Source organism: Roseovarius sp. CAU 1744, from assembly GCF_039839345.1.
GTDB lineage: Bacteria > Pseudomonadota > Alphaproteobacteria > Rhodobacterales > Rhodobacteraceae > Roseovarius.
On sequence record NZ_JBDOQV010000001.1, the window covers coordinates 328,461 to 353,801 of the forward strand.

The following is a 25,341-nucleotide window of genomic DNA, read 5'->3' on the forward strand; positions in this document are numbered from 1 at the left end:
GCGCAAGGACCTGAACCAACGAATGACAAGCTAAGGAACCTACCATCATGGCAGTCCTCATCGACGAAAACACCAAAGTCATCTGTCAGGGTCTCACCGGCTCGCAAGGCACGTTTCACACCGAACAGGCGATCGCCTATGGCACCAAGATGGTCGGGGGCGTGACACCGGGCAAGGGCGGGCAGACGCATCTGGACCTGCCGGTCTTCAACTCGGTTCACGAGGCGAAACACGAGACCGAAGCGAATGCATCGGTGATCTACGTGCCGCCGCCCTTTGCCGCCGATTCGATCCTCGAGGCGATCGACGCCGAGATGGAGGTGATCATCTGCATCACCGAGGGCATTCCGGTGCTTGACATGATGCGCGTCAAACGCGCGCTCGAAGGCTCCGGCAGCCGCCTTGTCGGGCCGAACTGTCCGGGTGTCATCACGCCCGACGCCTGCAAGATCGGCATCATGCCGGGCCATATCCACAAACGCGGCTCCTGCGGGGTGCTCTCGCGCTCGGGCACGCTCACCTACGAGGCGGTCAAGCAGACCACCGATCTGGGGCTGGGCCAGTCCACCGCCGTGGGCATCGGCGGCGACCCGATCAAGGGGACCGAGCATATCGACGTGCTGGAATGGTTCCTGGCCGATGATGAAACGGAATCGATCATCATGATCGGTGAAATCGGCGGATCGGCCGAGGAAGAAGCCGCGCAGTTCCTGATCGACGAGAAGAAGAAGGGCCGCTGGAAGCCCACCGCCGGGTTCATCGCCGGGCGCACCGCGCCGCCGGGCCGCCGCATGGGCCACGCGGGCGCCATCGTCGCCGGCGGCAAGGGCGGCGCCGAGGACAAGATCGAAGCCATGCGCGCCGCCGGCATCGTCGTCGCCGACAGCCCGGCCGGTCTGGGCGAGGCGGTGATGGAGGCGATTGGCTGAAGATGAAAACTGTCCGGGAAAACGCAAAACGGGCGCCGCATTACCTTAGAAGACTGCGCGTTTCATTTTCTTATTCCGGTGTCGCGTATCGTATTTTCCGGACAGTAGCACCAATCAAATTGGCGCTTCTAACCACGACACTTTCTGGTGCCGCTCTTGCTTCTGAAAGTACGTTCGATCAAACTCTAGAGCTGTGTTCATCCTTAAGCGGCGGGCAGGAAGGTGTTCGTAGTGATCTAGTTGCCATGGGCTGGGAACCTGTGGAAAACCCCAAGACTGCTTTAGATGTTCTCTTCTGGACGATTTTTTCTACAGATTTTGCGACCTTCACCGAAGAAAACTTAGCATTGTTCTCGAATAGCGAAGTAGAGGGAGAACAGCTGGGATACCTTGTTGCAAACGCACATTTTTTGTCTGTATCGATATTAGGAAATTCCGCTCTTCCTCCAGATCAACCAGCATATATGAACGGTGGTATTAAGCTGGCTACTTTAGGATTGAGTTTGAACAAAGGATACTGTGTTATTACCGGTCCAAGTTCTATTTTTGAAAACGCCACTAGCTTAGATAACTTCGTCGACAAATGGCCGGATAATCGAAACAAGAGCGACCGGCCTGGTGTCTCTGCTCGGTTCGGCGAGACCGACTTGGCGAGAATTTTTGTTGCCCGGCTCGACCGAGAAGAAATTCGAGCACTCTACAGTTCAACGCCTATTGCATTGCCTTACAGCAACCAAGAATTCGACGACCGTTTGTTTGATGGATCACCCCCAGCGGTCATACACATCACCCCGAAGCGGAGTCAGTGAGGACGTCCAATGACAGACCAATCTCCTAACGATCAGTTTCATGCCTCCTCTTTCATGCAGGGGCACAATGCGGAGTATCTGGAGCAGCTTTATGCGCGCTATGCCAATGACCCGAATGCGGTGGACGAGGCGTGGCAGGCGTTTTTCCGGCAATTGGGCGATGACGAGGTTTCCGTCAAGCAGGAGGCGGCTGGTCCAAGCTGGGCGCGGGGTGACTGGCCGCCGCAGCCCAATGACGATCTGACCGGCGCGCTGACAGGCGAATATCCGGCGGAACCCGAAGCCAAGGAGGCGGGCAAGAAGATCGCCGCCAAGGCCGCCGAAAAGGGTGTTGAGGTCAGCGATGACGCGATCCAGCGCGCGGTGCTTGACAGCGTGCGCGCGCTGATGCTGATCCGCGCCTTCCGGATCCGCGGACACCTGGCGGCGGATCTTGACCCTCTGGGCCTGCGCGAAACGCCGTACCACCCCGAGCTTGATCCGAAATCCTATGGCTTCACCGAGGCCGATCTGGACCGGCCGATCTTCATCGACAACGTGCTGGGGCTGGAAATCGCCTCGATCCGCGAGATCCTGGAAATCGTCAAGCGGACCTATTGCGGCACCTTCGCGCTGCAATACATGCACATCTCGGATCCGGAACAGGCCAACTGGCTGAAGGAAAGGATCGAAGGCTACGGCAAGGAAATCGCCTTTACCCGCGAGGGCCGCAAGGCAATCCTGAACAAGCTGGTCGAGGCCGAGGGTTTCGAGAAATACCTGCATGTCAAATACATGGGCACCAAGCGGTTTGGCCTGGATGGCGGCGAAAGCCTGATCCCGGCGATGGAGCAGATCATCAAGCGCGGCGGGTCGCTGGGCGTTCAGGACATCATCATCGGGATGCCGCATCGCGGCCGGCTGTCAATCCTCGCCAACGTGATGGGCAAGCCCTACCGGGCGATCTTCAATGAATTCCAGGGCGGCAGTTTCAAACCCGAGGACGTGGATGGCTCGGGCGATGTGAAATACCACCTGGGCGCCTCTTCGGACCGCGAGTTCGATGGCAACAGCGTGCACCTGTCGCTGACCGCGAACCCGTCGCACCTAGAGGCCGTCAACCCGGTTGTTCTGGGCAAGGTCCGGGCCAAGCAGGACCAGCTGAACGACGAGGACCGCACCAAGGTGATGGGCATCCTGCTGCATGGCGACGCGGCCTTTGCCGGTCAGGGCGTGGTTGCCGAAGGCTTTGGCCTGTCGGGGCTGCGCGGGCACAAGACCGGCGGCACGATGCACATCGTCGTCAACAACCAGATCGGTTTTACCACGGCGCCGCATTTCAGCCGTTCCAGCCCCTATCCGACGGATATCGCGCTGATGGTCGAGGCGCCGATTTTCCACGTCAACGGCGATGATCCCGAAGCGGTGGTGCATGCCGCCAAGGTGGCCACCGAGTTCCGCCAGAAGTTCCACAAGGACGTGGTGCTGGACATCATCTGCTATCGCCGGTTTGGCCATAACGAGGGCGACGAGCCCATGTTCACCAACCCGATCATGTACAAGAAGATCAAGAAGCAGAAAACCACGCTGAGTCTTTATACCGACCGGCTGGTCAAGGATGGCCTGATCCCGGAGGGCGAGGTCGAGGACATGAAGGCAGCCTTTCAGGCCTACCTGGCGGACGAGTTCGAGGCCGGCACCAACTACAAGCCCAACAAGGCCGACTGGCTCGATGGCAAGTGGTCGCATCTGGATCGCAAGGACGAGGATTACCAGCGCGGCGCGACCTCGATCGAGCCCGAGACGATGGCGGATATCGGCAAGGCGCTTTCGACCGCGCCCGAAGGCTTTCCATTGCACAAGACTGTCGGGCGGCTCTTGGAAACCAAGGCCAAGATGTTCGAGACAGGTGAAGGTTTCGACTGGGCCACGGCCGAGGCGCTGGCCTTCGGCTCGCTCATGCTCGAAGGGTTCCCTGTGCGCCTGTCGGGCCAGGACTGTACCCGCGGCACGTTCAGCCAGCGCCATTCGGGGCTGGTCAACCAGGAAACCGAAGAGCGCTACTATCCGCTCAACAATATCCGCGCCGGTCAGTCGCAATACGAGGTGATCGACTCGATGCTCAGCGAATACGCGGTGCTGGGTTTCGAATACGGCTACACCCTGGCGGAACCCAACGCGCTGGTGATGTGGGAAGCGCAGTTCGGCGATTTCGCCAACGGGGCGCAGATCATGTTCGATCAGTTCATCAGCTCGGGCGAAAGCAAGTGGCTGCGCATGTCGGGCCTCGTCTGCCTGCTGCCGCACGGATTCGAAGGGCAGGGGCCGGAACACTCTTCGGCGCGGCTGGAACGCTTCCTGCAAATGTGCGGCGGCGACAACTGGATCGTCGCCAACTGCACCACGCCCGCCAACTATTTCCACATCCTGCGGCGGCAGCTGCACCGGACCTATCGCAAGCCGCTGATCCTGATGACGCCGAAATCCCTTTTGCGGCACAAGATGTGTATCTCGACGGCCGAGGAGTTCACCTCGGGCTCCAGCTTCCACCGGGTGCTGTGGGACGACGCCCAGCATGGCAATTCCGACACCAAGCTTGTCGAGGACAAGAAGATCAAGCGCGTGGTGCTGTGTTCCGGCAAGGTCTATTTCGATCTGCTGGAAGAACGCGACAACCGCGGCATCGACGACATCTACCTGATGCGGATCGAACAGTTTTATCCATTCCCGGCCCATTCGATGGTGACCGAGATGAAGCGGTTCAAGAATGCTGATGTGGTCTGGTGCCAGGAAGAGCCCAAGAACCAGGGCGCCTGGAGCTTCATCGAACCCAATATCGAATGGGTTCAGACCCGGATCAAGGCCAAGCACACGCGGCCGATCTATGCCGGACGCCCGGCCTCGGCCTCGCCCGCGACGGGGCTGGCCAGCCAACACAAAGCACAACAAGAGGCGCTGGTGGATGCCGCGCTGACCATCGAAGGGAAATAATCATGACAACCGAAGTGCGCGTCCCAACGCTGGGAGAATCCGTGACCGAAGCCACCGTGGCGACCTGGTTCAAGAAGCCCGGTGATGCGGTTGCCGTCGACGAGATGCTGTGCGAGCTGGAAACCGACAAGGTGACTGTCGAGGTGCCGGCGCCTGCCGCCGGGGTGATGGGCGAGATTGTCGCCGCCGAAGGCGACACCGTGGGCGTCGATGCCCTGCTGGCCACGATCACCGAAGGCGAGGGAAAAGCCACGGGTGACAGCGGCGCCGACAAGGCCGAAAGCAAATCCGAGGCGCCCAAATCCGAACCCTCGGGCGAAGGCGGCGGTGCGCAGGTTGACGTGATGGTGCCGACGCTGGGCGAGTCGGTGACCGAGGCCACCGTTTCGACCTGGTTCAAGAAGGTCGGCGATACCGTTGCGCAGGATGAAATGCTGTGCGAACTGGAAACCGACAAGGTGTCGGTCGAAGTGCCGGCCCCGACTTCGGGCACGCTGGCCGAGATTCTGGCCAACGAGGGTGATACCGTGCAGGCCAGCGGCAAACTGGCCGTGATCTCTGGCGGTGACGGTGCTGCCGCGCCGGCCGCCAAGGCCGAGGAGGCCCCTGCAGCCGCGCCCGCGGCCTCGGGCGGCGGCAAGGATGTCGAGGATGCGCCGTCGGCGAAAAAGGCCATGGCCGAGGCCGGGCTGTCATCCGATCAGGTCGAAGGCACCGGCCGCGATGGCCGGGTGATGAAAGAGGATGTGGCCAAGGCGGCGGCAGCGGCGAGTTCGGCCGCAGCTCCGGCCCCGGCCCCTGCGGCGGCCCCGCGCGCGCCGGTCTCCGCCGATGACGCGCAGCGCGAAGAGCGGGTGAAGATGACCCGCCTGCGCCAGACCATCGCGCGCCGCCTCAAGGACAGCCAGAACACCGCCGCCATGCTGACCACCTATAACGAGGTCGACATGACCGAGGTGATGGCCCTGCGCAACGCATACAAGGACGAGTTCCAGAAGAAACACGGCGTCAAGCTGGGCTTCATGTCCTTCTTCACCAAGGCCTGCTGCCACGCGCTGAAAGAGGTGCCGGAAGTCAACGCCGAGATCGACGGGACCGACATCGTCTACAAGAACTTTGTGCATATGGGCATCGCCACCGGCACGCCCACGGGGCTGGTGGTGCCGGTTCTGCGGGATGCGGATTCGATGAGCTTCGCCGAGATCGAGAAGCAGATCGCCGAGAAGGGCGCTCGCGCCCGCGACGGCAAGCTGAGCATGGCCGAGATGCAAGGCGGCACCTTCACCATCTCCAATGGCGGCGTCTACGGCTCGCTGATGTCCTCGCCGATCCTCAATCCGCCGCAATCGGGCATCCTGGGCATGCACAAGATCCAGCAGCGCCCGATGGTGGTGAATGGCGAAATCAAGGCGCGGCCCATGATGTACCTGGCGCTGAGCTACGACCACCGGATCGTCGACGGCAAAGGCGCCGTGACCTTCCTCGTTCGCGTCAAGGACGCGCTGGAAGACCCGCGGCGGCTGCTGATGGATTTGTGACCTGATAGCAAAACGCAGTTTCAAAGAAGAACAATCGGCGGAAGCTGAATGGTGTGGAGCAAAAAGTGAGCGTTAACAAAGATATATCCCTGCGTTGGCTTCTAATCATCTCGATCCTAACGATACTTGAAGCTGCCAGGATTCTAGTGACAGCGCTTGCCCACTCTGGCAACCTTCCAACTCTGATACTCTTTGGATTTATCCTTTTCTCAAGTCTGCTTTTCTCAATAGCTGCATGGCGTGGTGATGTTAATGGTGCGAAAAACACCTCTAAGCAGCTCCTGATTGCACATGCCTGCGTTGTCGTGTTGGCCGTGATCGGTTTTTTTGGTGGCGCCATCCCAATTGCAAACTTGATCTATGTGGCTGTCAAAGCGCTGGTTTGGGCAGGTATATTTCAATGGCTGCACAAAAAAGTTCAACATGCTTAGAGGTCGCCGCCGCAGAGCCACGGAAAGCGATGTAGCGGATCTGTTGCGGTTTCGCGGGGCGGTTACATCTTTATATAATGAGTCTTCTGTTGATATAGGACGCGTCGGAAGGCCGGCAGAGGTTGCCGACGGATTCTTGGTTTGCTATCGCCGCACGCGTAAATCGCAAACTAGAAAGACCCAGCATGAGTAAACTAAAATTCGCGATCATCGCGGTGATCTGCGCTATCTCTGCGTGTTCTTCGGCGCCTCCCGTACCAGAACTTTCTGCCAATACCGAAACCGAATCTTTTGCGTTCAAACGCGAAGTGTTTCAGCGTGGGCTGCGGCGTGGCCATTCTTACAGAGAGCCGCGGCTTCTTAACCACGTCTACACGATGAAATGCGTCTCGAACGATGCCGAACGACCTGCAAAGCGCCGTTTCAACGAAGCCCGTTCCCTAATCGAAAAGACAGAACCGCTGGTGTATGAAAACATTATCGGCGAAGGGTATCAGCGCTCGTTTCACCGCAATCGCGTAAATCGGCGTGTTGTCGAACAGACAGGCTGCGAAGTTGCGTCTCTTGGTTGGAAAGTCACATCCACCGATACCCGCGAGATTCTTCAGTGGGCGGTCAAAAAGGGTGTATTGAAGGAAGCAATGGGGCAACAATAACCCGTCGCATGTAATGCTCGGACAAGACGCGCTTCGGTTCGCCTTCTCCACCTCACCAAAGGATAACAACCCATGCAACTGATCTGCCGAAACGACGTCGAAGATTTCGCCGCATGGAAAGTGGTGTTTGATAGCGACCAAGAGGCCCGGATGCACGCGGGGATGAGTATGCTGCAACTCTGGCGCGACGCGGATCGGGCGAACCGCGTCTGGATGCTCTTCGATGTAAACGACCGCGGCCGGGCGCAAAGCTTTATGGACGACCCGCGCTCGGAACAGATGGGCAAAAAGACCGGGATGACGGACAGCGAATATCATTTCGTCGAAACGCTGTGACCGTATGACGCCCGAACTCACCGCCCTCACACTCGCCGCGCTGTTGCAGGTCGCACAGATATGTCTCTATTCGGTCGTCGGGCGGGCGGAGGTGGGGGCCAAAACAGCATTGAAGCCCCGTGACGAGCCGGTCGAGTTGACTGGCAGGGCGGGCCGCATCCACCGGGCGATGAACAACCATTTCGAGGGGCTGATCCTGTTTGGCATTGCCTGTGTGGTGATCGCCGTCTCTGAACAGTCGACGGGCTTTACGGCCGGATGCGCTTTTCTCTATCTCGGCGCGCGGGTTCTCTATATCCCCGCCTATGTCTTCGGCTGGGTGCCCTGGCGGTCGCTGATCTGGGCGGTGGGGTTCCTCTCGACCGTGCTGATGTTGCTGGCGGCGCTTGTCTGATCGGGATGTAATTTACCGCGCCCCCTTCAATTTCTGTACAGAATCCCGATACAGTCCGTACAGGATTTATGTAACCCGCCACCACAGGAGACCCCCATGGCAAGCTATGACGTTATCATCATCGGTTCGGGGCCGGGCGGCTATGTCTGTGCCATCCGCTGCGCGCAGCTGGGCCTGAAAACCGCCTGTGTCGAGGGGCGCGAGACGCTGGGCGGCACCTGTCTGAACGTCGGCTGCATCCCGTCCAAGGCGCTGCTGCACGCCTCGCATTCGCTGCACGAGGCCGAGCATAACTTTGCCAAGATGGGGCTCAAGGGCAAGGCGCCCTCGGTCGACTGGAAACAGATGCTGGCCTACAAGGACGACGTGATCGGCCAGAACACCAAGGGCATCGAATTCCTGTTCAAGAAGAACAAGGTCGACTGGCTCAAGGGGTGGGGTTCGATCCCCGAGGCGGGCAATGTCAAGGTCGGCGACGAGGTGCATGAGGCCAAGAACATCATCATCGCCAGCGGGTCCGAGGCCTCCTCGGTGCCCGGCGCCGAGGTCGAGATCGACGAAAAGATCGTTGTCACCTCAACCGGTGCGCTGGAACTGGGCAAGGTGCCGAAGAAGATGGTGGTGATCGGCGCGGGCGTGATCGGGCTGGAACTGGGCAGCGTCTATGCGCGGCTGGGTACCGAGGTGACGGTGGTGGAATACCTTGATGCGATCACGCCGGGCATGGATGGCGAGGTGCAGAAGGTATTCCAGCGCACGCTCAAGAAGCAGGGGCTGAATTTCATCATGGGGGCGGCGGTGCACACCGTCGACAAGACCAAGACCAAGGCCAAGGTTCAGTACAAGCTGCGCAAGAATGATGAAGAGGGCAGCCTGGAAGCGGATGTGGTCCTGGTGGCGACCGGCCGCAAACCCTATACCGAGGGGTTGGGGCTGGATGCGCTTGGTATCGAACTGACCAAGGGCGGGCAGATCAAGATCGACGATCACTGGCAGACCAATGTCAAGGGCATCTATGCCATTGGCGATGCCACCCCCGGCCCGATGCTGGCGCACAAGGCCGAGGATGAGGGCATGGCGGTGGCCGAGGTGATTGCCGGCAAGCATGGGCATGTGAACTACGGGGTCATCCCCGGGGTGATCTATACCCACCCGGAGGTGTCGACCGTGGGCGAGACCGAGGAAAGCCTCAAGGAACAGGACCGTGCCTACAAGGTCGGAAAGTTTTCCTTCATGGGCAATGGCCGGGCCAAGGCGGTCTTTGCCGGCGACGGATTCGTGAAGCTTCTTGCCGATGCCGAGACCGACCGTATCCTGGGCGCGCATATCATCGGCCCGGCGGCCGGCGACCTTATCCACGAGGTCTGCGTGGCGATGGAGTTCGGCGCTTCGGCCCAGGATCTGGCGCTGACCTGCCACGCGCACCCGACCTATTCCGAAGCTGTGCGCGAGGCGGCCCTGGCCTGCGGCGATGGGGCGATTCACGCCTGACGGACCGATCTGAAAGACAACAAAACGCGCGGTATCAGCCCGCGCGTTTTTTCATTCCGCCGGCGGGATCACATGTTTCGGCGCCACCGGTTTGCGCCTCAGGCGGCGGAACGCCTTCTTGAACGGCACGAAATATAGCTTGGCGCAGGTATCCATTTCCCCGGGTTTCATCCCGGCCACGCCGAATTTCACGTCCTTGTTGTCCTCGGGCATGATGTAGGTGCCGAATAGGACATCCCACAGGGGAAACATGAACGCGAAGTTCTTGTCGAAATGTTCCGGGTGGCAGCTGTGATGCACATGGTGGTGCGCGGGTGAGGGGAAGACCTTGGACCAGACACCGGGCCAGCGCAGCCAGATATGCGAGTGGCGCAGGTTGTAACCCACCAGGTTGAACAGGAACATCAGAACCGGAACGCCGAACACCGACGGCATATTGGGGGTGTAGCCAAGGATATTGACGCCAAGCCCGATAAACGCGCCGTATCCCAGGCCCAGTGACGCCTTGTAAAGCAGGTTGTCGACCGGGTGTTCGCGGCCGTTGGACATCGGATGCATTACCTCGGCGCTGTGATGCACCTTGTGAAACTCCCACAGGATCGGGATCTTGTGCTGCAGGTAATGCGCAGTCCAGGCGATCAGGTCACCGACGATGTAGAAGGCGAACATGTAGCCAATGGCGATCAGATAGTCGGCCCGTTCGATCCGGGCGTCGCCGATGCGGGCCATTTCGGCAAGGCTCTCGCCGCCCGTCACCAGTGCGAATGACCATGTGGTGCAGGCCGCCAAGAACCCGAACTGCAGGAAATGACCGATCAGATGATGAAAAAAGAAATACCTGACATCCAGCCAGGCCGAAGGATGGGACCAGACATGCGCGGGAAAAAGGAACTTGAGGAAGCTCTTATGCTCTTCGTCGATCTGCGGGCCGCTGATCTTGTGCTTGTTGAAGATGAAGAGGATGAAGGCAAAACCGGCTGCAACGCCGAGATAGAGGATGAATAGACGATCTGTCGGATTCCAAAAGAACGTGAAAAAGTGCACGACGTACGCGGTGTACAGATCGATCAGATCGGTAAAATGGCCCATGTCTGCCTGTCCCTTCTTGTATTGCTTCGTGTGCCAAACTAAGCCGGTTTGGCATAATTCTATGAGCATTCTGTGAAATTCTGGTGGCACGCGGCGCGAATTTGGCGGAATGACCAGCCCCGCTTGCCTCTCGCTGCCCTCGCCGATGCAGCCCGAGCTGCCGAATGGGTCTGAAAAGCGCGGTCAAATTCCCGTTTCAGCCCCATTTTGGCCCGTTTCGACAGGTAGACCGGCATTAAGGAACCAGAAGGGACCAAGAGATGAGATATGTTCAGGCGTTTGTGTCGCTGGGTCTGTTCGGCTGGCTGGCCTATGCGGTCGCGACAGATACCTTTCCCGGCGGTGACGGTGGTTCGTCAAAGACGCGTGCGGTCAAATCGGTCATTACCTCTGCAACCGACGAATTTGGCACGGTGCAGACGGCACTGGGCCTGGCGGTGGTCGGTATCGTGCTGGCGATGTTCTTCCTGATGCGCAGGTCCGAGGTTTAACTGACCTACCACATGGTCTTGGCGGCGCGGGCGGGCCAGGCGTCGTCATAGTCCTTGCCGCCCTCCTCTCCGGCGGTCAATTCCGCAAGAATTTCCCCGAAGCTTGGCAGGCCGGCGCTGTCGTCGCGTGTCCACAGACCGGCACGCAGGGGCGCGCGGGCGCATTGGGTGTAGATCTCGGCGATGCGGATCACGATCACCGTGGCAGGCAGGCGGCCCTTGCGTTCGAAGCGGCGGCGCAGGGCCTCGTCAGCGGTCAGTTTCGCGCTGCCGTTGACCCGCACGACCGTGTTCGACCCGGGGACCATGAACATCAGCGATATGCGCCCGTCCTGAACGATGTTGCGCAGCGTATCCAGCCGGTTATTGCCCCGCCAGTCGGGCATGGCGAGGGTGCGATCATCAAGTTCCGTGACAACAGGCCCGTCATCGCCACGCGGGCTGCCATCGGTGCCGCCTTCGCCGATCGTGCTGAGAATGCAGAAGCGCGCGGTCATGATCCATTTGCGGTATAGCGGTGTCAGCCGCGTCGCCACCTTGCGCAAGGCCGGTGCGCTTGGCGTGCCGTAAAGCGCCTCGAGCGCGCCGGTATCTTCAATCCAGTCCATCAGGGTCAAATCCCGCTTCGCGCATCAATCTGTTGGATGCGGTTTCAATGTCATCCTCGAGCCTTGTCATGAAGGCTCTCTTGCTCAGGCCGGCCTCGATCCTCGGCAGAAATTCGACGACGGCGGTGCCCGGTTTGCGATAGATGCCGCGCTTGGGCCAAAAGAGGCCGACATTGGCGGCCACGGGTACACAATCCTGTCCCAGCTGCTCGTACAGCACACCGGTGCCGACCTTGTAGGGCGCCTTGATACCTGGGGCGATGCGGGTGCCCTGCGGGTAGATGATCAGCTGGCCGGGATGTTGCCGCCCCTTCGCGACATCTGCGGCCATCTTCTTGATCGCTTTGCCGCGCTGACCTCGATTGACCGGGACGCAGCCGATGCGCAGCGCGTATTGGCCGATGACGGGCGCATACATCAGGATGCTCTTCATGATGAACTTGCCCGAGGGCATTGCGCCGAAGATCAGGATGATGTCCAGGAAGGACTGGTGTTTGGCGGCCACCAGCACCTCGTCCGCCGGTGGTGTGCCGCGCACTTCGGTCCTCAGACCCACCATCCAGCGGGCCGACCAGCGTATCCATCTGCACCAGGTGTGACAGGCGGTAAGGGCGCCGCGGCGGCTGACCAGAGCCCAGGGAAAGAAGATGACCCCCAGAACACCCATCATCACATAGGCGCAAAGGGTGAAGAGCAACGAGCGTAGCCACTGGAGCGCGTATCTCATGTCAGCTCCCTGAGGGTGCGGCGCGCCGCCGCGCGCGTTGCGACAAATGCCACAATGGCGGCAAGCGGCGGAATGACCATCGGCCAGAGCCAGTGCAGCCCCTGAAACCCCAGGCCGGTCAGGAAACCGCCGCCGGTGTCGGCTGAGGGCAGCAGCAGAATGGCAGCCCCGCCAAGGGCCACGCCGATCATCGCGCCCACCAGCGCGCGCAGGGTGAACCGGCGCACGAAAGCACGCGCGATATAGGTGTCCATCGCGCCGACAAGGCGCAGCACAGTGATGACCTTGGTATTGGCGGCCAGCGCCGCATTTGCCGCCAGCGTGATCATCGCGGCTGTCGTGGCCCCGATCACCAGAAGGCTGACAAGCCCCAGCAGGCGCAGCCGGTCCGCGGCCCGCACCAGCGGGCGCCGCCACTGGGTGTGATCGTCCAGCACCGCGCCGGGCACTTCGGCCGCAAGGCGCAGGCGCAGCCCGTCGGCATCAAAGCCTTTGGCATCCTCGATGACCTCGATCAGCTGCGGGATAGGCAGCGATTCCACCGGCAGATCGGGGCCGAACCACGGTTCCAGCAGCGCGCGCTGCTCGTCGTTGTCAAGGGCACGGGCGCTGGCCACGCCCCGTGTGGTCGACAACACGTTCAGCGCGGCCTCGGTCTGGGCGGTCATCTGGTCGGCCGGGGCCGAGATGCGCAGGGTCGAGCTGCGCGCCAGCTCGCTGCCCCAGCGATCCGCCAGCCGTCCTGTCGCCAGCGAAAGGGCCAGCGCGAAGACCGCCAGAAACCCCATCGCGGCGGCGCTGAACAGTGTCAGCGAGGCCGTGTACCCCGTGGGCGGCACAACCTTGTCGGCCTGGGCGTCACCGGCCAGAAGCTCAAGAATCTTGTGGGCCTTGCTGCTCATAGATCGGCTCCTGCAAGTTGCAGGCGCCGGTTGGATATGCGCAAGACCCGCGCCTGAACCTGCGATTTCGCGGCCCGGACCAACGCCAGATCATGCGTGGCGATCATGATGGTCTTGCCCATCCGGTTCAGCTCCAGCAGCAGCTTGAGCAGGCGTTGCGACATCTCCCAGTCGACATTGCCGGTTGGTTCGTCCGCCAGGATCACATCGGGCGACATGATGACCGCGCGCGCCAGTGCGGCGCGCTGGCGCTCCCCGCCCGAAAGCTCCGGCGGCAGCGCGTCCGCGCGTTCGGTCAGCCCGACCCAGCTGGTCAGTTCATTGAGGTTCGCGGCCTCGGCCTGCACATCGCGGCCCGAGACCATCAGCGGCAGGGCGATATTCTCGGATACCGGAAGGTGGTCCAGAAACTGACAATCCTGATGCACGACACCCACGCGCCTGCGGGTCATCGCCACGTCATCGCGCGCCAGCGAACGCACGTCGCGGTCAAACAGGCTGACCCGGCCGGCGGTCGGCAGCAGCGCGCCGTAGCAGAGTTTCAGCAACGTCGTCTTCCCTGCGCCGGATGGCCCGGTCAGAAAATGAAACGATCCCGCCTGCAGTTTGAGCGAAATGTCACTCAGCAGTTCGCCCCCGCCATAGCTGTAGGCCACGTTTTCCAGCTCGATCACGGCTGCCCCCTCGCACTCGTCTCCGTCCTAAATGCCTCAGAGGACACACTTGTGCAATCATTACAGACCCGAATTTCTTTGTCCTTTTCCGGCGTGATTTTCCGGCATAAGGTGTCGCCGAGGAATTGTGCCGGACAGCGGCAGCAGGCAACAGGGGGCAACATGAGGCTGACTTGTCCGAATTGCGGGGCACAGTATGAGGTCCCGGATGAGGTGATCCCGGAAACAGGCCGCGATGTGCAATGCTCGAATTGCGGCGATACCTGGTTTCAGCTTCACCCGAGCCAGCAGACAGCCGAGGAAACAGAGGCCGCCGAGAAACCGCACCCGGGCTGGGACAGCCCCGAGGACGAACCGGAAGAAGAGTTCGCCCCGGAAGAGGAAGAACCGGCTTCGGACGAAGTGGAAGAGCCAGAGGTCGAGATCGAAGACGACCGGGCGCCCGAGCCGGAAACCGAACCCGAAGAAGAGGCTGCCGCGCCCGAGGCGACCGACATGGACGAGCCGGTGGACGAAGAGGGCGATGATGAAGAGCCCGAAGCCCACGACGACATGCCCGAACCCGCCATCGAAGAAGCGCCGGACACGCCGCCGGGCCGCGGCCTTGATCCGTCAATTGTCGATGTCCTGCGCGAAGAGGCTGCCCGCGAGGAAGAAGCCCGCGCCGCCGAAGGCAGCGGTCTGGAAACGCAACCTGACCTCGGGCTCGACGGCCCGTCCGGCGAAGAGGAACAGCGCTCGCGCGAGGCCAGGTCTCGTATGGCCCGGATGCGTGGCCTGCCCGAAGAGGATGTTGCCGAAGCCGATGAACCCGAGCTTGATCCCGGCCTGATTTCGCGCCGTAACCTCTTGCCGGATATTGACGAGATCAATTCGTCGCTCGACTCCGAGAGCGTTCGTGCCGAAAACGGCCAGGGCGACGGGGGCGGCGCCGGTGGCGAGGCTGCGACGGCGGGAAAAAGCAGCTTTGGCCGGGGGTTCACGCGGGCTGTGTTGCTGGTGCTGATCCTGGTGCTGCTATACCTGCTGGCGCCGATGATTGCCGAAAATGTGCCGGCCCTGGAAGGGGTGTTGAAGACCTATGTCGACACGGTGAATGCCGGGCGGATCTGGTTGAACGACTGGATCGGGTCGATGGTGTCGTCCGGGTAGGGGCGCGACCGGGTCAGCTGAATTTCCGGAACAGGCGGGTTACGTCGAATAGCTCATCCAACCGCTCGTAGCGGTCGCGGGTCTCGGGCCATTTTTCCTCCTGCGTGGCGGCGATCAGGGCCTCAAGCAGCATCATCGTCGAGATGTTGGAATCCCAGGCCGAGGGGATCTCCACCCAGCAGTTGAAGGTGAACTCTGCCTGTGCGGCCACCGGTGACGCCCATTGATCGGTGATCAGGATGACCGTGACCCCGCGCGCGGCCGCCAGTTTGGCCAGGTTCTGCAGGTTGGTCTCGTAGCGGCGCACATCGAACATCAGCAGGGTATCACCCTCGACCATGTCCAGCACGTAATGCGGCCAGGTGGCCGAGGATGATGTCATGTGGGTCACCCGCTGCCGGATCGCCTGGAAATGGGTAAAGGCGTAATCCGCCAGCGCGCGCGTGATTCGGCCCCCGACCACGTAGAGCCGGCCATTGGTATCCGCCAGCCGCTTGACCGCGGCGTCGAACCTGTCGGTGTCGACGTTCGAGAAGGTTTGTTCAAGGTTCTGGGTGACTGCCTGCGAAAACCGGTTGAGCATGTGGGTTTCGGGGGCGTCGCTGGCCCAGTTGTCCCGGCGTTGGGTAGGTCCCGAGACCTTGGCCTGAAGTTCTTTCAGCAGGGATTTGTGGAAATGCGGATACCCCTTGAAGCCCAGCTTCTGCACCATCCGGGCCACCGTGGGCGTTGATACGCCAGCATTTTCCGCGACGATGGTGATCGAGGCCAGCCCCGCGGCAGGATAATTCTCGAGCAGGCAATTCGCGAATTTGCGCTCGGACTGTGTCAGCGCCGCATAATGTTCGCGGATCAGTTCCCGCACGGTAGCCGTTGGTTTGGTCAATTGCGCTCCCCGACTTTGGACGCGATGACGCGTCCGGATTGTTGCCCGCTGAAAATATTTCACCACGGGCAAAAACCGTTTGAAAATATATTGACACATTATCTGCGTTGCGAAAAGATATTTCCAGCAAGCAGGGGGACGGGGATGTCAGGCGGTCAGGCCACCGACACAACACAAGCGGTCGAAGTGCTGAACCCGCAGGGGGCGGGCGCGGTCCTGATCCTGTGTGAACATGCCTCGAACCACATCCCCGCCCGTTACGAAAACCTGGGCCTGGCGCCCGAAGTGCAGACCAGTCATGCCGCCTGGGATCCCGGTGCGCGCGCTGTGGGCGCGTTGATGTCGGCGGCGCTGGATGCGCCGATGGTCGCCTCGTGCGTGTCGCGGCTGGTCTATGATTGCAACCGCCCGCCCGAGGCGCCGTCAGCCATGCCGGAGCGGTCCGAAAAATACGACATTCCCGGCAATCGCGACCTGTCGCGCGCTGCGGTCGACGAGCGGGTCGCGACGGTCTATCGTCCGTTCTGTGCAAAAGTGACCGAAGTGATCCATGCCCGCAAATCTGCCGGCCTGCCCACGGCATTGGTCACGATCCACAGCTTCACGCCGGTCTATTTCGGCGTGCACCGCACGGTCGAGATCGGCGTTCTGCATGATGACGATAGCCGTCTGGCCGATGCCATGCTGGCCAATGCGCCTCTGCTGCCGCATCGCCGGATCGAGCGGAACGAACCCTATGGGCCTGCCGATGGCGTCACCCATTCGCTGCGCATCCATGGTCAGGCAAACGGGCTGGCAAATGTCATGATCGAAGTGCGCAATGACCTGCTTCGGAAGGCGCAGGACGAGCAGGCCATCGCGGATGAGTTGTTGGCCCTGCTGCAGCCCGCCCTGGACGCCATACCGGCAGAAGGAGTGGCGCGTGCCTGATTTCGTCCACGGTTATGTTCGCCGCATCGACGCGATGAACCGCTTTATCGGGCGGATCACGATGTATCTGATCTTTGTGCTCGTGGGCGTGCTGCTCTGGTCGTCGATCTCCAAGGCGGTGTTTACGCCGTCGCTTTGGACGCTGGAAACCGCCCAGTTCATCATGGTCGCCTATTACGTCCTGGGCGGACCCTACTCGATCCAGCTGGGATCGAATGTGCGGATGGATCTGTTCTATGGCAGCTGGTCCCTCAGGACCAAGGCCTGGGTCGACGCGTTCACCATCTTTTTCCTGATCTTCTATCTCGGAGTGCTCCTCTATGGCGGCATCAACTCACTGGCCTATTCTCTGGGCGCGCCCTACGACATGACCAGCTTTGATTTCTTCCGCGAGCTTCTGGGTGCGTTCTTCACCGAAGGTTTCTCGGCGGCGCAGGAAAAACTGGGCTTCATGGAGCGGTCATCCACCGCGTGGCGCCCCTATGCCTGGCCGGTCAAGCTGATCCTGTGTGTCGGCGTGTTCCTCATGTTGTTGCAGTGTACGGCTGAGTTCTTCCGCGACATTGGCCGGTTGCGCGGGGTAGAGATCTGATGTCGCAGGATCTGATCGCGATACTCCTGTTCTCGGGAATGATGCTGATGCTGATGACCGGGCAGCGCGTGTTCGGCGCCATCGGATTCGTCGGTGCTGCGGCGGCAGTGTTCCTGGGCTGGAACAACGGCGTCGAGATACCGTTCACGGCAGCGATGAAGCTGATGAAATGGTATCCGCTGCTGACGCTGCCGATGTTCATCTTCATGGGCTATGTCCTCAGCGAAAGCCGCATTGCCGATGACCTTTACAAGATGTTCCATGTCTGGATGGGACCGGTGCGCGGCGGGCTGGCGATCGGCACGATCGGGCTGATGGTACTGATTTCGGCGATGAACGGCCTGTCGGTCGCAGGCATGGCCATCGGCGCCACGATCGCCCTGCCGGAACTGCTGCGCCGGGGCTATGACAAGATCATGGTCACTGGCGTCATCCAGGCCGGGTCGAGCCTGGGTATCCTCGTGCCGCCTTCGGTCGTTCTGGTGCTTTATGCCATGATCGCCCGGCAGCCTGTCGGGCAGCTCTGGCTGGCCGGGATCCTGCCGGGGCTGATGATGGCCGGGATGTTCATCCTCTACATCTATATCCGCTGCCGGGTGCAGCCGCATCTTGGTCCGGTCCTGCCCGAAGACGAGCGGCGCGAGATCACCTGGGCCGAGAAACTGCGCCTGCTGCGGGCGGGCCTGCTGCCGCTGGTGATCTTCGCGTCGATGATGGTGCCCTTCGTCAAGGGCTATACCAGCCTTGTCGAAAGCTCGGCCATCGGCGCGATGACGGCGTTCCTGGCGGCGGTACTGAAGGGGCGGATGACCAGGGAAGTCTTCGAGAACAGCGTGCGCAATACGCTGGGCATCTCCTGCATGTTCATGTGGATCATCCTGGCCGCGCTCGGATTCGGCGCGATCTTCGACGGGCTGGGCGCGGTCAATGCGATCGAAAGCCTGTTCACCGAACAGCTGGGTCTTGGCCCGTGGATGATCCTGATCCTGATGCAGCTCAGCTTCATCATCATGGGGACGTTCCTGGACGATACGGCGATGCTGGTGATCGTGGCGCCGCTCTACGTGCCGCTGGTCGGTGCGCTTGGCTTCGACCTGATCTGGTATGGTGTGCTCTACACCATCACCACGCAGATCGCCTATATGACCCCGCCTTTCGGTTATAACCTGTTTCTGATGCGCGCCATGGCCCCGCCCGAGATTGGCCTGCGCGACATCTATGTGTCGATCATTCCCTTTGTGCTGGTCATGGCGCTGGCGCTGTCACTGGTGATGATCTTTCCGCAGATTGCCCTGTGGCTGCCGGAATACGTGTACGGAAAATAACCAGAAGAGCCCCGTCCGGGGGCCATGTAACATCAAGGAGAGAAGATTATGACGACAAGACGTAAGTTTCTGAAAACCGCCGGCGTCGGCGCGATGGCCGCCCCGCTGGCCACGCCGGCACTGGCGCAATCCACCATTCAATGGCGGATGCAGACCTATGCCGGTCCCGCACTGGCCGAACACGTGGTCAAACCCGCCATCGACATGTTCAACAAGATCGCCGGCGACCGGATGCAGATCGAACTGTTCTTTGCTGATCAGCTGGTGCCCACCGGAGAGCTGTTCCGCGCCATGCAGAGCGGCACGATCGACGCGGTGCAGTCGGATGACGACTCGATGGCGTCGCCCACCGAGGTAACCGTCTTCGGCGGTTATTTCCCCTTCGCCTCGCGCTATTCGCTGGACGTGCCGGTGCTGTTCAACCAGTACGGCCTGAACGAGATCTGGGACGCGGAATATTCCAAGGTCGGCATCAAGCATATCAGCGCCGGCGCCTGGGATCCCTGCCATTTCGCCACCAAGGATCCGATCAACAGCCTTGAAGACCTCAAGGGCAAGCGCGTCTTTACCTTCCCGACGGCGGGACGGTTCCTGAGCCAGTTCGGCGTCGTGCCGGTCACGCTGCCCTGGGAGGATATCGAGGTGGCAGTGCAGACCGGCGAGCTGGACGGCATCGCCTGGTCAGGCATTACCGAGGACTATACCGTGGGTTGGGCCGACGTGACCAACTACTTCCTGACCAACAACATCTCTGGCGCCTGGGCCGGGTCGTTCTTTGCCAATCAGGGCCGTTGGGAAGAGCTGCCCGAAGACCTGCAGACCCTGTTCCGCGTCTGCTGTGACCAGTCGCATTACTATCGCCAGTGGTGGTACTGGGGCGGCGAGGCCAGCCTGCGCGTCAACGGCACCAAGATGGAGCTGACCTCGATCCCCGACGCCGAGTGGCAGCAGGTCGAGGATGCCGCGCTGACCTTCTGGGATGAGATCGCAGCCGAGTCCGAGACCAAGGCGAAGGTTGTCGAGATCTTCAAACAGTACAATGCCGACATGCAGAAGGCCGGACGGCCCTATCGCTACGGCTGAACGCGACAGCTGTTCCGTTCCCCGGGCGCGAAGCTCGGGGAACATTCTTTGCGACGGAAATTGCCAGAATTCTTGAACTGAATTTTGCGCGCCAGAAGGATAGACCGGAAAATGGTACTGAGTTTCGAGGAACTGAAAGCGAGAACCGCCGCCGGGGAGGTCGACACGGTTCTTGCGTGCCTGGTGGACATGCAGGGACGGCTGATGGGCAAACGCTTTCACGCAGCGCATTTCGTGAACAGCGCCTGGGAAGAGACCCATTGCTGCAATTACCTGCTGGCGACGGATCTTGAGATGGCGACACCCGATGGCTATGCCTCGACCAGCTGGCAGTCTGGCTATGGCGATTACGTGATGAAGCCCGACCTGGGCACGCTGCGCCCCGTCCCGTGGCTGGAGGGCACGGTGATGGTGCTCTGCGATGTGCTGGATCACCACACCCACGAAGATGTGCCGCATTCCCCGCGCGCGGTTCTGAAAAAGCAGCTGAAGCGGCTTGAGGCGATGGGTTACGACGCGATGATGGCAACCGAGCTGGAATTTTTCCTGTTCGAGAAGAGCTTCGATCAGATCCGCAAGGAGAAATTCCGCGATCTGCAGCCCATTTCGGGCTATAACGAGGATTACGCGATCCTGCAGACCACCAAGGAAGAACACGTGATGCGGCCCATCCGCAATCACCTCTTTGCGGCGGGCATCCCGGTGGAAAACTCCAAGGGCGAGGCCGAGACCGGGCAGGAAGAGCTGAACATCAAATATGCCGCGGCGCTGGACACGGCGGATCATCACACGATCGCCAAGCACGGCGTGAAGGAGATTGCCTTTCAGCACGGCCACGCGGCGACATTCCTGCCGAAATGGCATCACGACAAGGTCGGCAGCTCGTCCCATGTGCACCAGTCGCTGTGGCAGGGCGGCAAGCCTGCCTTCTACGACGCGGATGACAAGCTGGGCATGTCGGCACTGATGAAGAACTACATGGCCGGGCTGTTGAAATACGCGCCCGACTATACCTGTTTCATGGCGCCCTATATCAACAGCTACAAACGCTTTCAGAAGGGCAGCTTTGCGCCGACCCGTATCATCTGGTCGGTTGACAATCGCACGGCGGGCTACCGGCTATGCGGTGACGGCACCAAGGCGATCCGGGTGGAATGCCGCATCCCCGGCTCCGACATGAACCCCTATCTGGCCTGTGCGGCGATGCTGGCCGCCGGGATCGCCGGGATCGAAGAGGGTCTGGATCTGCAGGCGCCCGCCAGGGGCGACGCCTATGAGGGCGATACCGGCATGATCCCGCACACCCTGCGCGACGCGATGGGGACGCTGAAGGGCTCGGCGATGCTGCGGGCGGCGATGGGCGACGATGTGGTGGACCATTACGTGCGCGCGGCGGAGGTCGAGATCGAGGATTTCGACCGGGTGGTGACCGATTACGAGGTGGCGCGCGGGTTCGAGCGGGCTTGACGCCTCCGGCGGGAGTATTTTGGGCAAGATGAAAAGGGGGCGGTGACCCCCGGTGGTGCGATGAGGATGGCATGGGTCAGAATTTGAAATGTATCTCACCGATCGACGGATCGGTTCTTGCGGAACGCGCGGTGTTGTCGCGGGACGCGGCGATGGCGGCGGCGGATGCTGCGCGGACGGCGCAGGTGGCCTGGGCGGCGCGGCCGCTGCAGGAGCGGATCGACCTCGTGATGGCGGGCGTCGCCGCCGTGGGCGCGATGAATGACGAGATCGTGCCGGAACTGGCGTGGATGATGGGCCGGCCTGTCCGCTATGGCGGGGAATTCGGCGGGTTCAATGAGCGTGCGACCCATATGGGCCAGATTGCTGCCGAGGCGCTGGCCGATATCCAGGTGGGCGAGGACGAGAGTTTCAGACGATACATAAAACGCGTTCCCCAAGGCGTTGTCTTCGTCGTCGCCCCCTGGAACTATCCCTATATGACGGCGATCAACACCGTCGCGCCGGCGCTGATTGCCGGGAACACGGTGATCCTGAAACATGCCACGCAGACCCTGCTGGTGGGCGAGAGGATGGCGCAGGCCTTCCATGCGGCCGGCGTGCCCGAGGACGTGTTTCAGAACGTTTTCTTGGACCATGACACCACTTCCGAGCTGATCGCGCGCCGGGCGTTTGATTTTGTCAACTTCACCGGCTCGGTCGGGGGCGGTCGCGCGATGGAACGCGCCGCGGCGGGCACCTTCACGGGGGTCGGTACGGAGCTTGGCGGCAAGGATCCGGGTTACGTGATGGACGACGCCGACCTGGATGCGGCGGTGGACACGCTGATCGACGGGGCGATGTTCAACTCAGGCCAGTGCTGTTGCGGGATTGAGCGCATCTATGTGCAGGAGGGTCTGTTCGATGCGTTCGTCGAAAAGGCGGTGGCGATCGTGAAGGGCTACAAGCTGGGCAATCCGCTGGACAAGGACACCACGATCGGCCCGATGGCCAATGTGCGTTTCGCCGAGGAAGTGCGCGCCCAGATCGACGAGGCTTTGGCCGATGGTGCAAAGGCCCATATCGAGACATTCGCCGCGGATGACGGCGCGGCCTACCTGACGCCGCAGATCCTGACCAACGTGACCCATGACATGCGGGTGATGCGCGATGAAAGCTTCGGCCCCGTCGTCGGCATCATGCCGGTCAAGGACGATGACGAGGCGGTGCGGCTGATGAATGACAGCCAGTTCGGCCTCACCGCAAGCCTGTGGACGCGCGATCTGACGCGGGCTGCGCGCGTGGGCGACCGGATCGAGACCGGCACCGTCTTCATGAACCGGGCCGATTACCTTGATCCGGGTCTGTGCTGGACCGGCTGCAAGGATACCGGCCGCGGTGGCGGCCTGTCGGTCATCGGCTATCACAATCTGACACGTCCCAAATCCTACCATCTGAAAAAGGTGACATCATGAGCCTGACGGGAAACTGGTCGTACCCGACCGCAATGAAATTCGGCGCTGGCCGGATCAACGAACTGCCTGACGCCTGTGCGGCGGCGGGCATCAGCAAACCGCTTCTGGTCACTGACAAGGGGCTGGCCGATCTGCCGGTCACGCAGTCCACGCTGGACATCATGGAGACCGCCGGGCTGGGCCGCGGCATGTTCAGTGATGTGGACCCGAACCCGAACGAGAAGAACCTGGATGCCGGCGTCGCGGCCTACAAGGCCGGGGGTCATGACGGGGTGATCGCGTTCGGCGGCGGCTCGGGGCTGGACTTGGGCAAGATGGTGGCCTTCATGGTGGGTCAGACACGGCCCGTCTGGGATTTCGAAGATATCGGCGACTGGTGGACACGCGCCGATGCCGATGCCATCGCGCCCATCGTGGCGGTGCCGACCACGGCGGGGACCGGATCGGAAGTGGGGCGTGCATCGGTGATCACCAATTCGGACACCCATGTGAAAAAGATCATCTTTCACCCCAAGGTGCTGCCCTCGGTCGTGATCTGCGACCCGGAGCTGACGGTCGGGATGCCGAAATTCATCACCGCCGGCACCGGGCTTGATGCCTTTGCCCATTGTGTCGAGGCGTTCAGCAGCCCGCATTACCACCCGATGTCCCAGGGGATTGCGCTGGAAGGGATGCGGCTGGTGATCGACAACCTGCCCCGCGCCTATGCGGACGGAACCGATATCAAGGCCCGCGCCAACATGATGAGCGCGGCGGCGATGGGCGCCACGGCGTTCCAGAAGGGGCTGGGTGCGATCCATGCGCTGAGCCACCCGATCGGAGCGATATACAACACCCATCACGGCACCACCAACGCGGTTTGCATGCCCGCGGTGCTGGCGTTTAATGCCGACGCCATCCGTGACCGGTTTGACCTGGCCGCACCCTACCTGGGGATTTCTGGCGGCTTCGATGGCTTCTGCGCTTTTGTGCAGGACTTCAATGACAGCCTCGGTATCCCCCGCAAGCTGCGTGACATGGGCGCGGGCGAGGACCGGATCGACGAACTGGCTGCGATGGCGCTGGAGGATCCGTCCTGTGGCGGCAACCCGGTGAAACTGACGCTGGAAAACCTGACCGGGCTCTACCGGGCGGTGATCTGAGAACCGGCGGTGCGGCGGGCGCCTCAGCCCGCCGCGCGACTGCCGTCTTCAGACCGGTACCGGCCCGCGCGCGCCGCACGCCTGAGAGCGGCGGTGGTCAAAGGGCATATGGCAACTTCCGCCTTGCGCAGCCCGGCGAATCCGGGTCTTGCTTCGGTGACCACTGGTTGGAGACACACATGCACACCATCAAGGCCGCCGTCTGCGTCGAGTTCGGGCAACCGCTGGTGATCCAGGATGTTCATCTGCGTGCACCTGAACAGGGTGAGGTTCAGGTCGACCTAGAGGCGGTTGCGATCTGCCATTCGGATATCAGCTATGCCGAAGGCGGCTGGGGTGGGTCTTTGCCGGCCGTTTATGGCCACGAGGCGGCCGGGCGCGTCGGTGCGGTCGGCCCCGGTGTCGCCGGCATCGCGCCGGGCGATGCGGTGGTGGTGACACTGATCCGGGCCTGCGGGCATTGCCCCAGCTGCGGTGCGGGCAAGCCGACCACCTGCGAAACGCCCTATGACGGTGATCTTGGACCGCTGACGCTGACTGACGGTGGCAAGCTGCACCAGGCGATGGCCTGCGGGGCCTTTGCCGAAAAGGTTGTCGTCGATCAGAGCCAGGTGGTGAAGATCCCCGATGACATGGCGATGGATACCGCCTGCCTGCTGTCCTGCGGGGTCATCACCGGGGTGGGGGCCGTGGTCAATGCCGCCGGGCTGCGCGCCGGGCAGGACGTGGTGGTGATCGGCGCGGGCGGCGTGGGGCTCAATGCCATTCAGGGCGCGCGCATTGCAGGTGCCCGCCGGATCGTGGCCGTGGACATGAGCGAGGACAAGTTGGATACCGCGATTGATTTCGGCGCGACCGACGGCGTGCTGGCCACGGCGGAAAAACCCTGGCGCGCCGCGAAGAAGGCGATCGGGCGCGGGGCCGATGCGGTGATCGTCACCGTCGGTGCGATCCCGGCCTATGACCAGGCGCCGCGTTACCTGGCCGGCGGCGGCCGCGTTATCATGGTGGGCATGCCCCATACCGGCGCCGCCTCAAGCTATGAGCCGGTCAATTTCGCGGCGACCGGGCAGGGTATGATCGGGTCGAAGATGGGGGATACCGTGATCCGCCGCGACATCCCGTGGATGATCGACCTGTACCGACAGGGCCGACTGAAGCTGGACGAGCTGATCTCGAACCGCTGGCGCCTTGAGCAGATCAACGAGGCCATCGCGGACACGAAATCCGGCGGTGCCCGCCGCAACGTGATCTTGCTGAAATAG

The 25,341-nt window shown here is 61.6% G+C and carries 24 protein-coding genes and 1 pseudogene; 19 read left to right on the forward strand and 6 right to left on the reverse strand.

Features of this window, described 5'->3' with window-relative positions:
• Positions 1-47: 47 nt before the first annotated feature.
• The 9 genes from sucD to lpdA all read left to right on the forward strand — a co-directional run bounded on the left by sucD (position 48) and on the right by lpdA (position 9,554).
• Positions 48-929, forward strand: a complete 882-nt coding sequence (gene sucD, locus AAFO92_RS01660; protein WP_347532782.1) for a succinate--CoA ligase subunit alpha — start codon at positions 48-50, stop codon at positions 927-929.
• Positions 930-931: 2 nt separating this feature from the next.
• Complete coding sequence (locus AAFO92_RS01665; protein ID WP_347532784.1) at positions 932-1,738, forward strand: hypothetical protein; 807 nt, start codon at positions 932-934, stop codon at positions 1,736-1,738.
• A gap of 9 nt (positions 1,739-1,747) precedes the next feature.
• Positions 1,748-4,708, forward strand: a complete 2,961-nt coding sequence (locus tag AAFO92_RS01670; RefSeq protein WP_347532785.1) for a 2-oxoglutarate dehydrogenase E1 component — start codon at positions 1,748-1,750, stop codon at positions 4,706-4,708.
• A 2-nt stretch (positions 4,709-4,710) separates the two neighbouring features.
• Positions 4,711-6,246, forward strand: a complete 1,536-nt coding sequence (gene odhB / locus AAFO92_RS01675) for a 2-oxoglutarate dehydrogenase complex dihydrolipoyllysine-residue succinyltransferase (RefSeq protein WP_347532786.1) — start codon at positions 4,711-4,713, stop codon at positions 6,244-6,246.
• Positions 6,247-6,311: 65 nt separating this feature from the next.
• Positions 6,312-6,677: a hypothetical protein gene (locus tag AAFO92_RS01680; RefSeq protein WP_347532787.1), complete on the forward strand. Its 366-nt coding sequence runs from the start codon at positions 6,312-6,314 to the stop codon at positions 6,675-6,677.
• A gap of 185 nt (positions 6,678-6,862) precedes the next feature.
• Positions 6,863-7,333: a hypothetical protein gene (locus AAFO92_RS01685; protein ID WP_347532788.1), complete on the forward strand. Its 471-nt coding sequence runs from the start codon at positions 6,863-6,865 to the stop codon at positions 7,331-7,333.
• Positions 7,334-7,405: 72 nt separating this feature from the next.
• On the forward strand, positions 7,406-7,669 hold the full coding sequence (locus AAFO92_RS01690; RefSeq protein ID WP_347532790.1) for a hypothetical protein: 264 nt from the start codon (positions 7,406-7,408) through the stop codon (positions 7,667-7,669).
• Between the two features lie 4 nt (positions 7,670-7,673).
• Complete coding sequence (locus AAFO92_RS01695) at positions 7,674-8,063, forward strand: MAPEG family protein (RefSeq protein WP_347532791.1); 390 nt, start codon at positions 7,674-7,676, stop codon at positions 8,061-8,063.
• Between the two features lie 96 nt (positions 8,064-8,159).
• Entirely contained in the window at positions 8,160-9,554 is a 1,395-nt protein-coding gene (gene lpdA, locus AAFO92_RS01700) for a dihydrolipoyl dehydrogenase (protein WP_347532792.1), read from the forward strand.
• A gap of 51 nt (positions 9,555-9,605) precedes the next feature.
• Here lpdA and AAFO92_RS01705 read toward each other — a convergent pair whose 3' ends face one another.
• The gene (locus AAFO92_RS01705; protein WP_347532794.1) at positions 9,606-10,643 is read right to left on the reverse strand and encodes a sterol desaturase family protein; all 1,038 of its coding nucleotides are present in this window, start codon (positions 10,641-10,643) and stop codon (positions 9,606-9,608) included.
• A gap of 260 nt (positions 10,644-10,903) precedes the next feature.
• On the opposite strand from AAFO92_RS01705, the gene AAFO92_RS01710 reads away from it, so the two are divergent.
• A complete protein-coding gene (locus AAFO92_RS01710) occupies positions 10,904-11,134 on the forward strand; it encodes a hypothetical protein (RefSeq protein WP_347532796.1) in 231 nt (76 codons plus the stop codon).
• 5 nt (positions 11,135-11,139) lie between these two features.
• Here AAFO92_RS01710 and AAFO92_RS01715 read toward each other — a convergent pair whose 3' ends face one another.
• From AAFO92_RS01715 to AAFO92_RS01730, 4 genes are read right to left on the reverse strand one after another with little or no spacing between them, the layout of a single operon-like run.
• Positions 11,140-11,742 (reverse strand): pyridoxamine 5'-phosphate oxidase family protein, encoded by a 603-nt coding sequence (locus AAFO92_RS01715; RefSeq protein WP_347532797.1) that lies wholly within the window; start codon positions 11,740-11,742, stop codon positions 11,140-11,142.
• A complete protein-coding gene (locus AAFO92_RS01720; protein WP_347532799.1) occupies positions 11,729-12,469 on the reverse strand; it encodes a lysophospholipid acyltransferase family protein in 741 nt (246 codons plus the stop codon). The genes AAFO92_RS01715 and AAFO92_RS01720 overlap by 14 nt, the downstream gene beginning before the upstream one ends.
• Complete coding sequence (locus AAFO92_RS01725) at positions 12,466-13,371, reverse strand: cell division protein FtsX (RefSeq protein ID WP_347532800.1); 906 nt, start codon at positions 13,369-13,371, stop codon at positions 12,466-12,468. Before AAFO92_RS01725 ends, AAFO92_RS01720 begins: the two co-directional genes overlap by 4 nt.
• Positions 13,368-14,045, reverse strand: a complete 678-nt coding sequence (locus AAFO92_RS01730; RefSeq protein ID WP_347532801.1) for an ATP-binding cassette domain-containing protein — start codon at positions 14,043-14,045, stop codon at positions 13,368-13,370. The genes AAFO92_RS01725 and AAFO92_RS01730 overlap by 4 nt, the downstream gene beginning before the upstream one ends.
• A gap of 162 nt (positions 14,046-14,207) precedes the next feature.
• Here AAFO92_RS01730 and AAFO92_RS01735 point away from each other — a divergent pair, with 162 nt between their 5' ends.
• Entirely contained in the window at positions 14,208-15,197 is a 990-nt protein-coding gene (locus AAFO92_RS01735; RefSeq protein WP_347532803.1) for a zinc-ribbon domain-containing protein, read from the forward strand.
• A 13-nt stretch (positions 15,198-15,210) separates the two neighbouring features.
• On the opposite strand, the gene AAFO92_RS01740 is transcribed toward AAFO92_RS01735, so the two are convergent.
• Positions 15,211-16,083 (reverse strand): MurR/RpiR family transcriptional regulator, encoded by an 873-nt coding sequence (locus tag AAFO92_RS01740; RefSeq protein ID WP_347532804.1) that lies wholly within the window; start codon positions 16,081-16,083, stop codon positions 15,211-15,213.
• Between the two features lie 144 nt (positions 16,084-16,227).
• Here AAFO92_RS01740 and AAFO92_RS01745 point away from each other — a divergent pair, with 144 nt between their 5' ends.
• The 8 genes and pseudogenes from AAFO92_RS01745 (at position 16,228) to AAFO92_RS01780 (ending at position 25,341) form a co-directional block, all read left to right on the forward strand.
• Positions 16,228-17,013, forward strand: coding sequence for an N-formylglutamate amidohydrolase (locus tag AAFO92_RS01745; protein ID WP_347532805.1), 786 nt, complete (start codon positions 16,228-16,230; stop codon positions 17,011-17,013).
• 34 nt (positions 17,014-17,047) lie between these two features.
• Positions 17,048-17,605 (forward strand): TRAP transporter small permease subunit, encoded by a 558-nt coding sequence (locus AAFO92_RS01750; RefSeq protein WP_347533349.1) that lies wholly within the window; start codon positions 17,048-17,050, stop codon positions 17,603-17,605.
• Positions 17,605-18,930: a TRAP transporter large permease subunit gene (locus AAFO92_RS01755; RefSeq protein WP_347532807.1), complete on the forward strand. Its 1,326-nt coding sequence runs from the start codon at positions 17,605-17,607 to the stop codon at positions 18,928-18,930. Before AAFO92_RS01750 ends, AAFO92_RS01755 begins: the two co-directional genes overlap by 1 nt.
• A gap of 48 nt (positions 18,931-18,978) precedes the next feature.
• Positions 18,979-20,013: a TRAP transporter substrate-binding protein gene (locus AAFO92_RS01760; RefSeq protein WP_347532809.1), complete on the forward strand. Its 1,035-nt coding sequence runs from the start codon at positions 18,979-18,981 to the stop codon at positions 20,011-20,013.
• A 111-nt stretch (positions 20,014-20,124) separates the two neighbouring features.
• Positions 20,125-21,480 (forward strand): glutamine synthetase family protein, encoded by a 1,356-nt coding sequence (locus AAFO92_RS01765; RefSeq protein ID WP_347532810.1) that lies wholly within the window; start codon positions 20,125-20,127, stop codon positions 21,478-21,480.
• Positions 21,481-21,542: 62 nt separating this feature from the next.
• Positions 21,543-22,934 (forward strand): annotated as a pseudogene (locus tag AAFO92_RS01770) (aldehyde dehydrogenase family protein); the annotation flags it as partial.
• Positions 22,931-24,076, forward strand: a complete 1,146-nt coding sequence (locus AAFO92_RS01775) for an iron-containing alcohol dehydrogenase (RefSeq protein WP_347532811.1) — start codon at positions 22,931-22,933, stop codon at positions 24,074-24,076. The pseudogene AAFO92_RS01770 and the gene AAFO92_RS01775, both read left to right, overlap by 4 nt.
• Before the next feature lie 179 nt (positions 24,077-24,255).
• Positions 24,256-25,341, forward strand: coding sequence for a Zn-dependent alcohol dehydrogenase (locus AAFO92_RS01780; protein WP_347532813.1), 1,086 nt, complete (start codon positions 24,256-24,258; stop codon positions 25,339-25,341).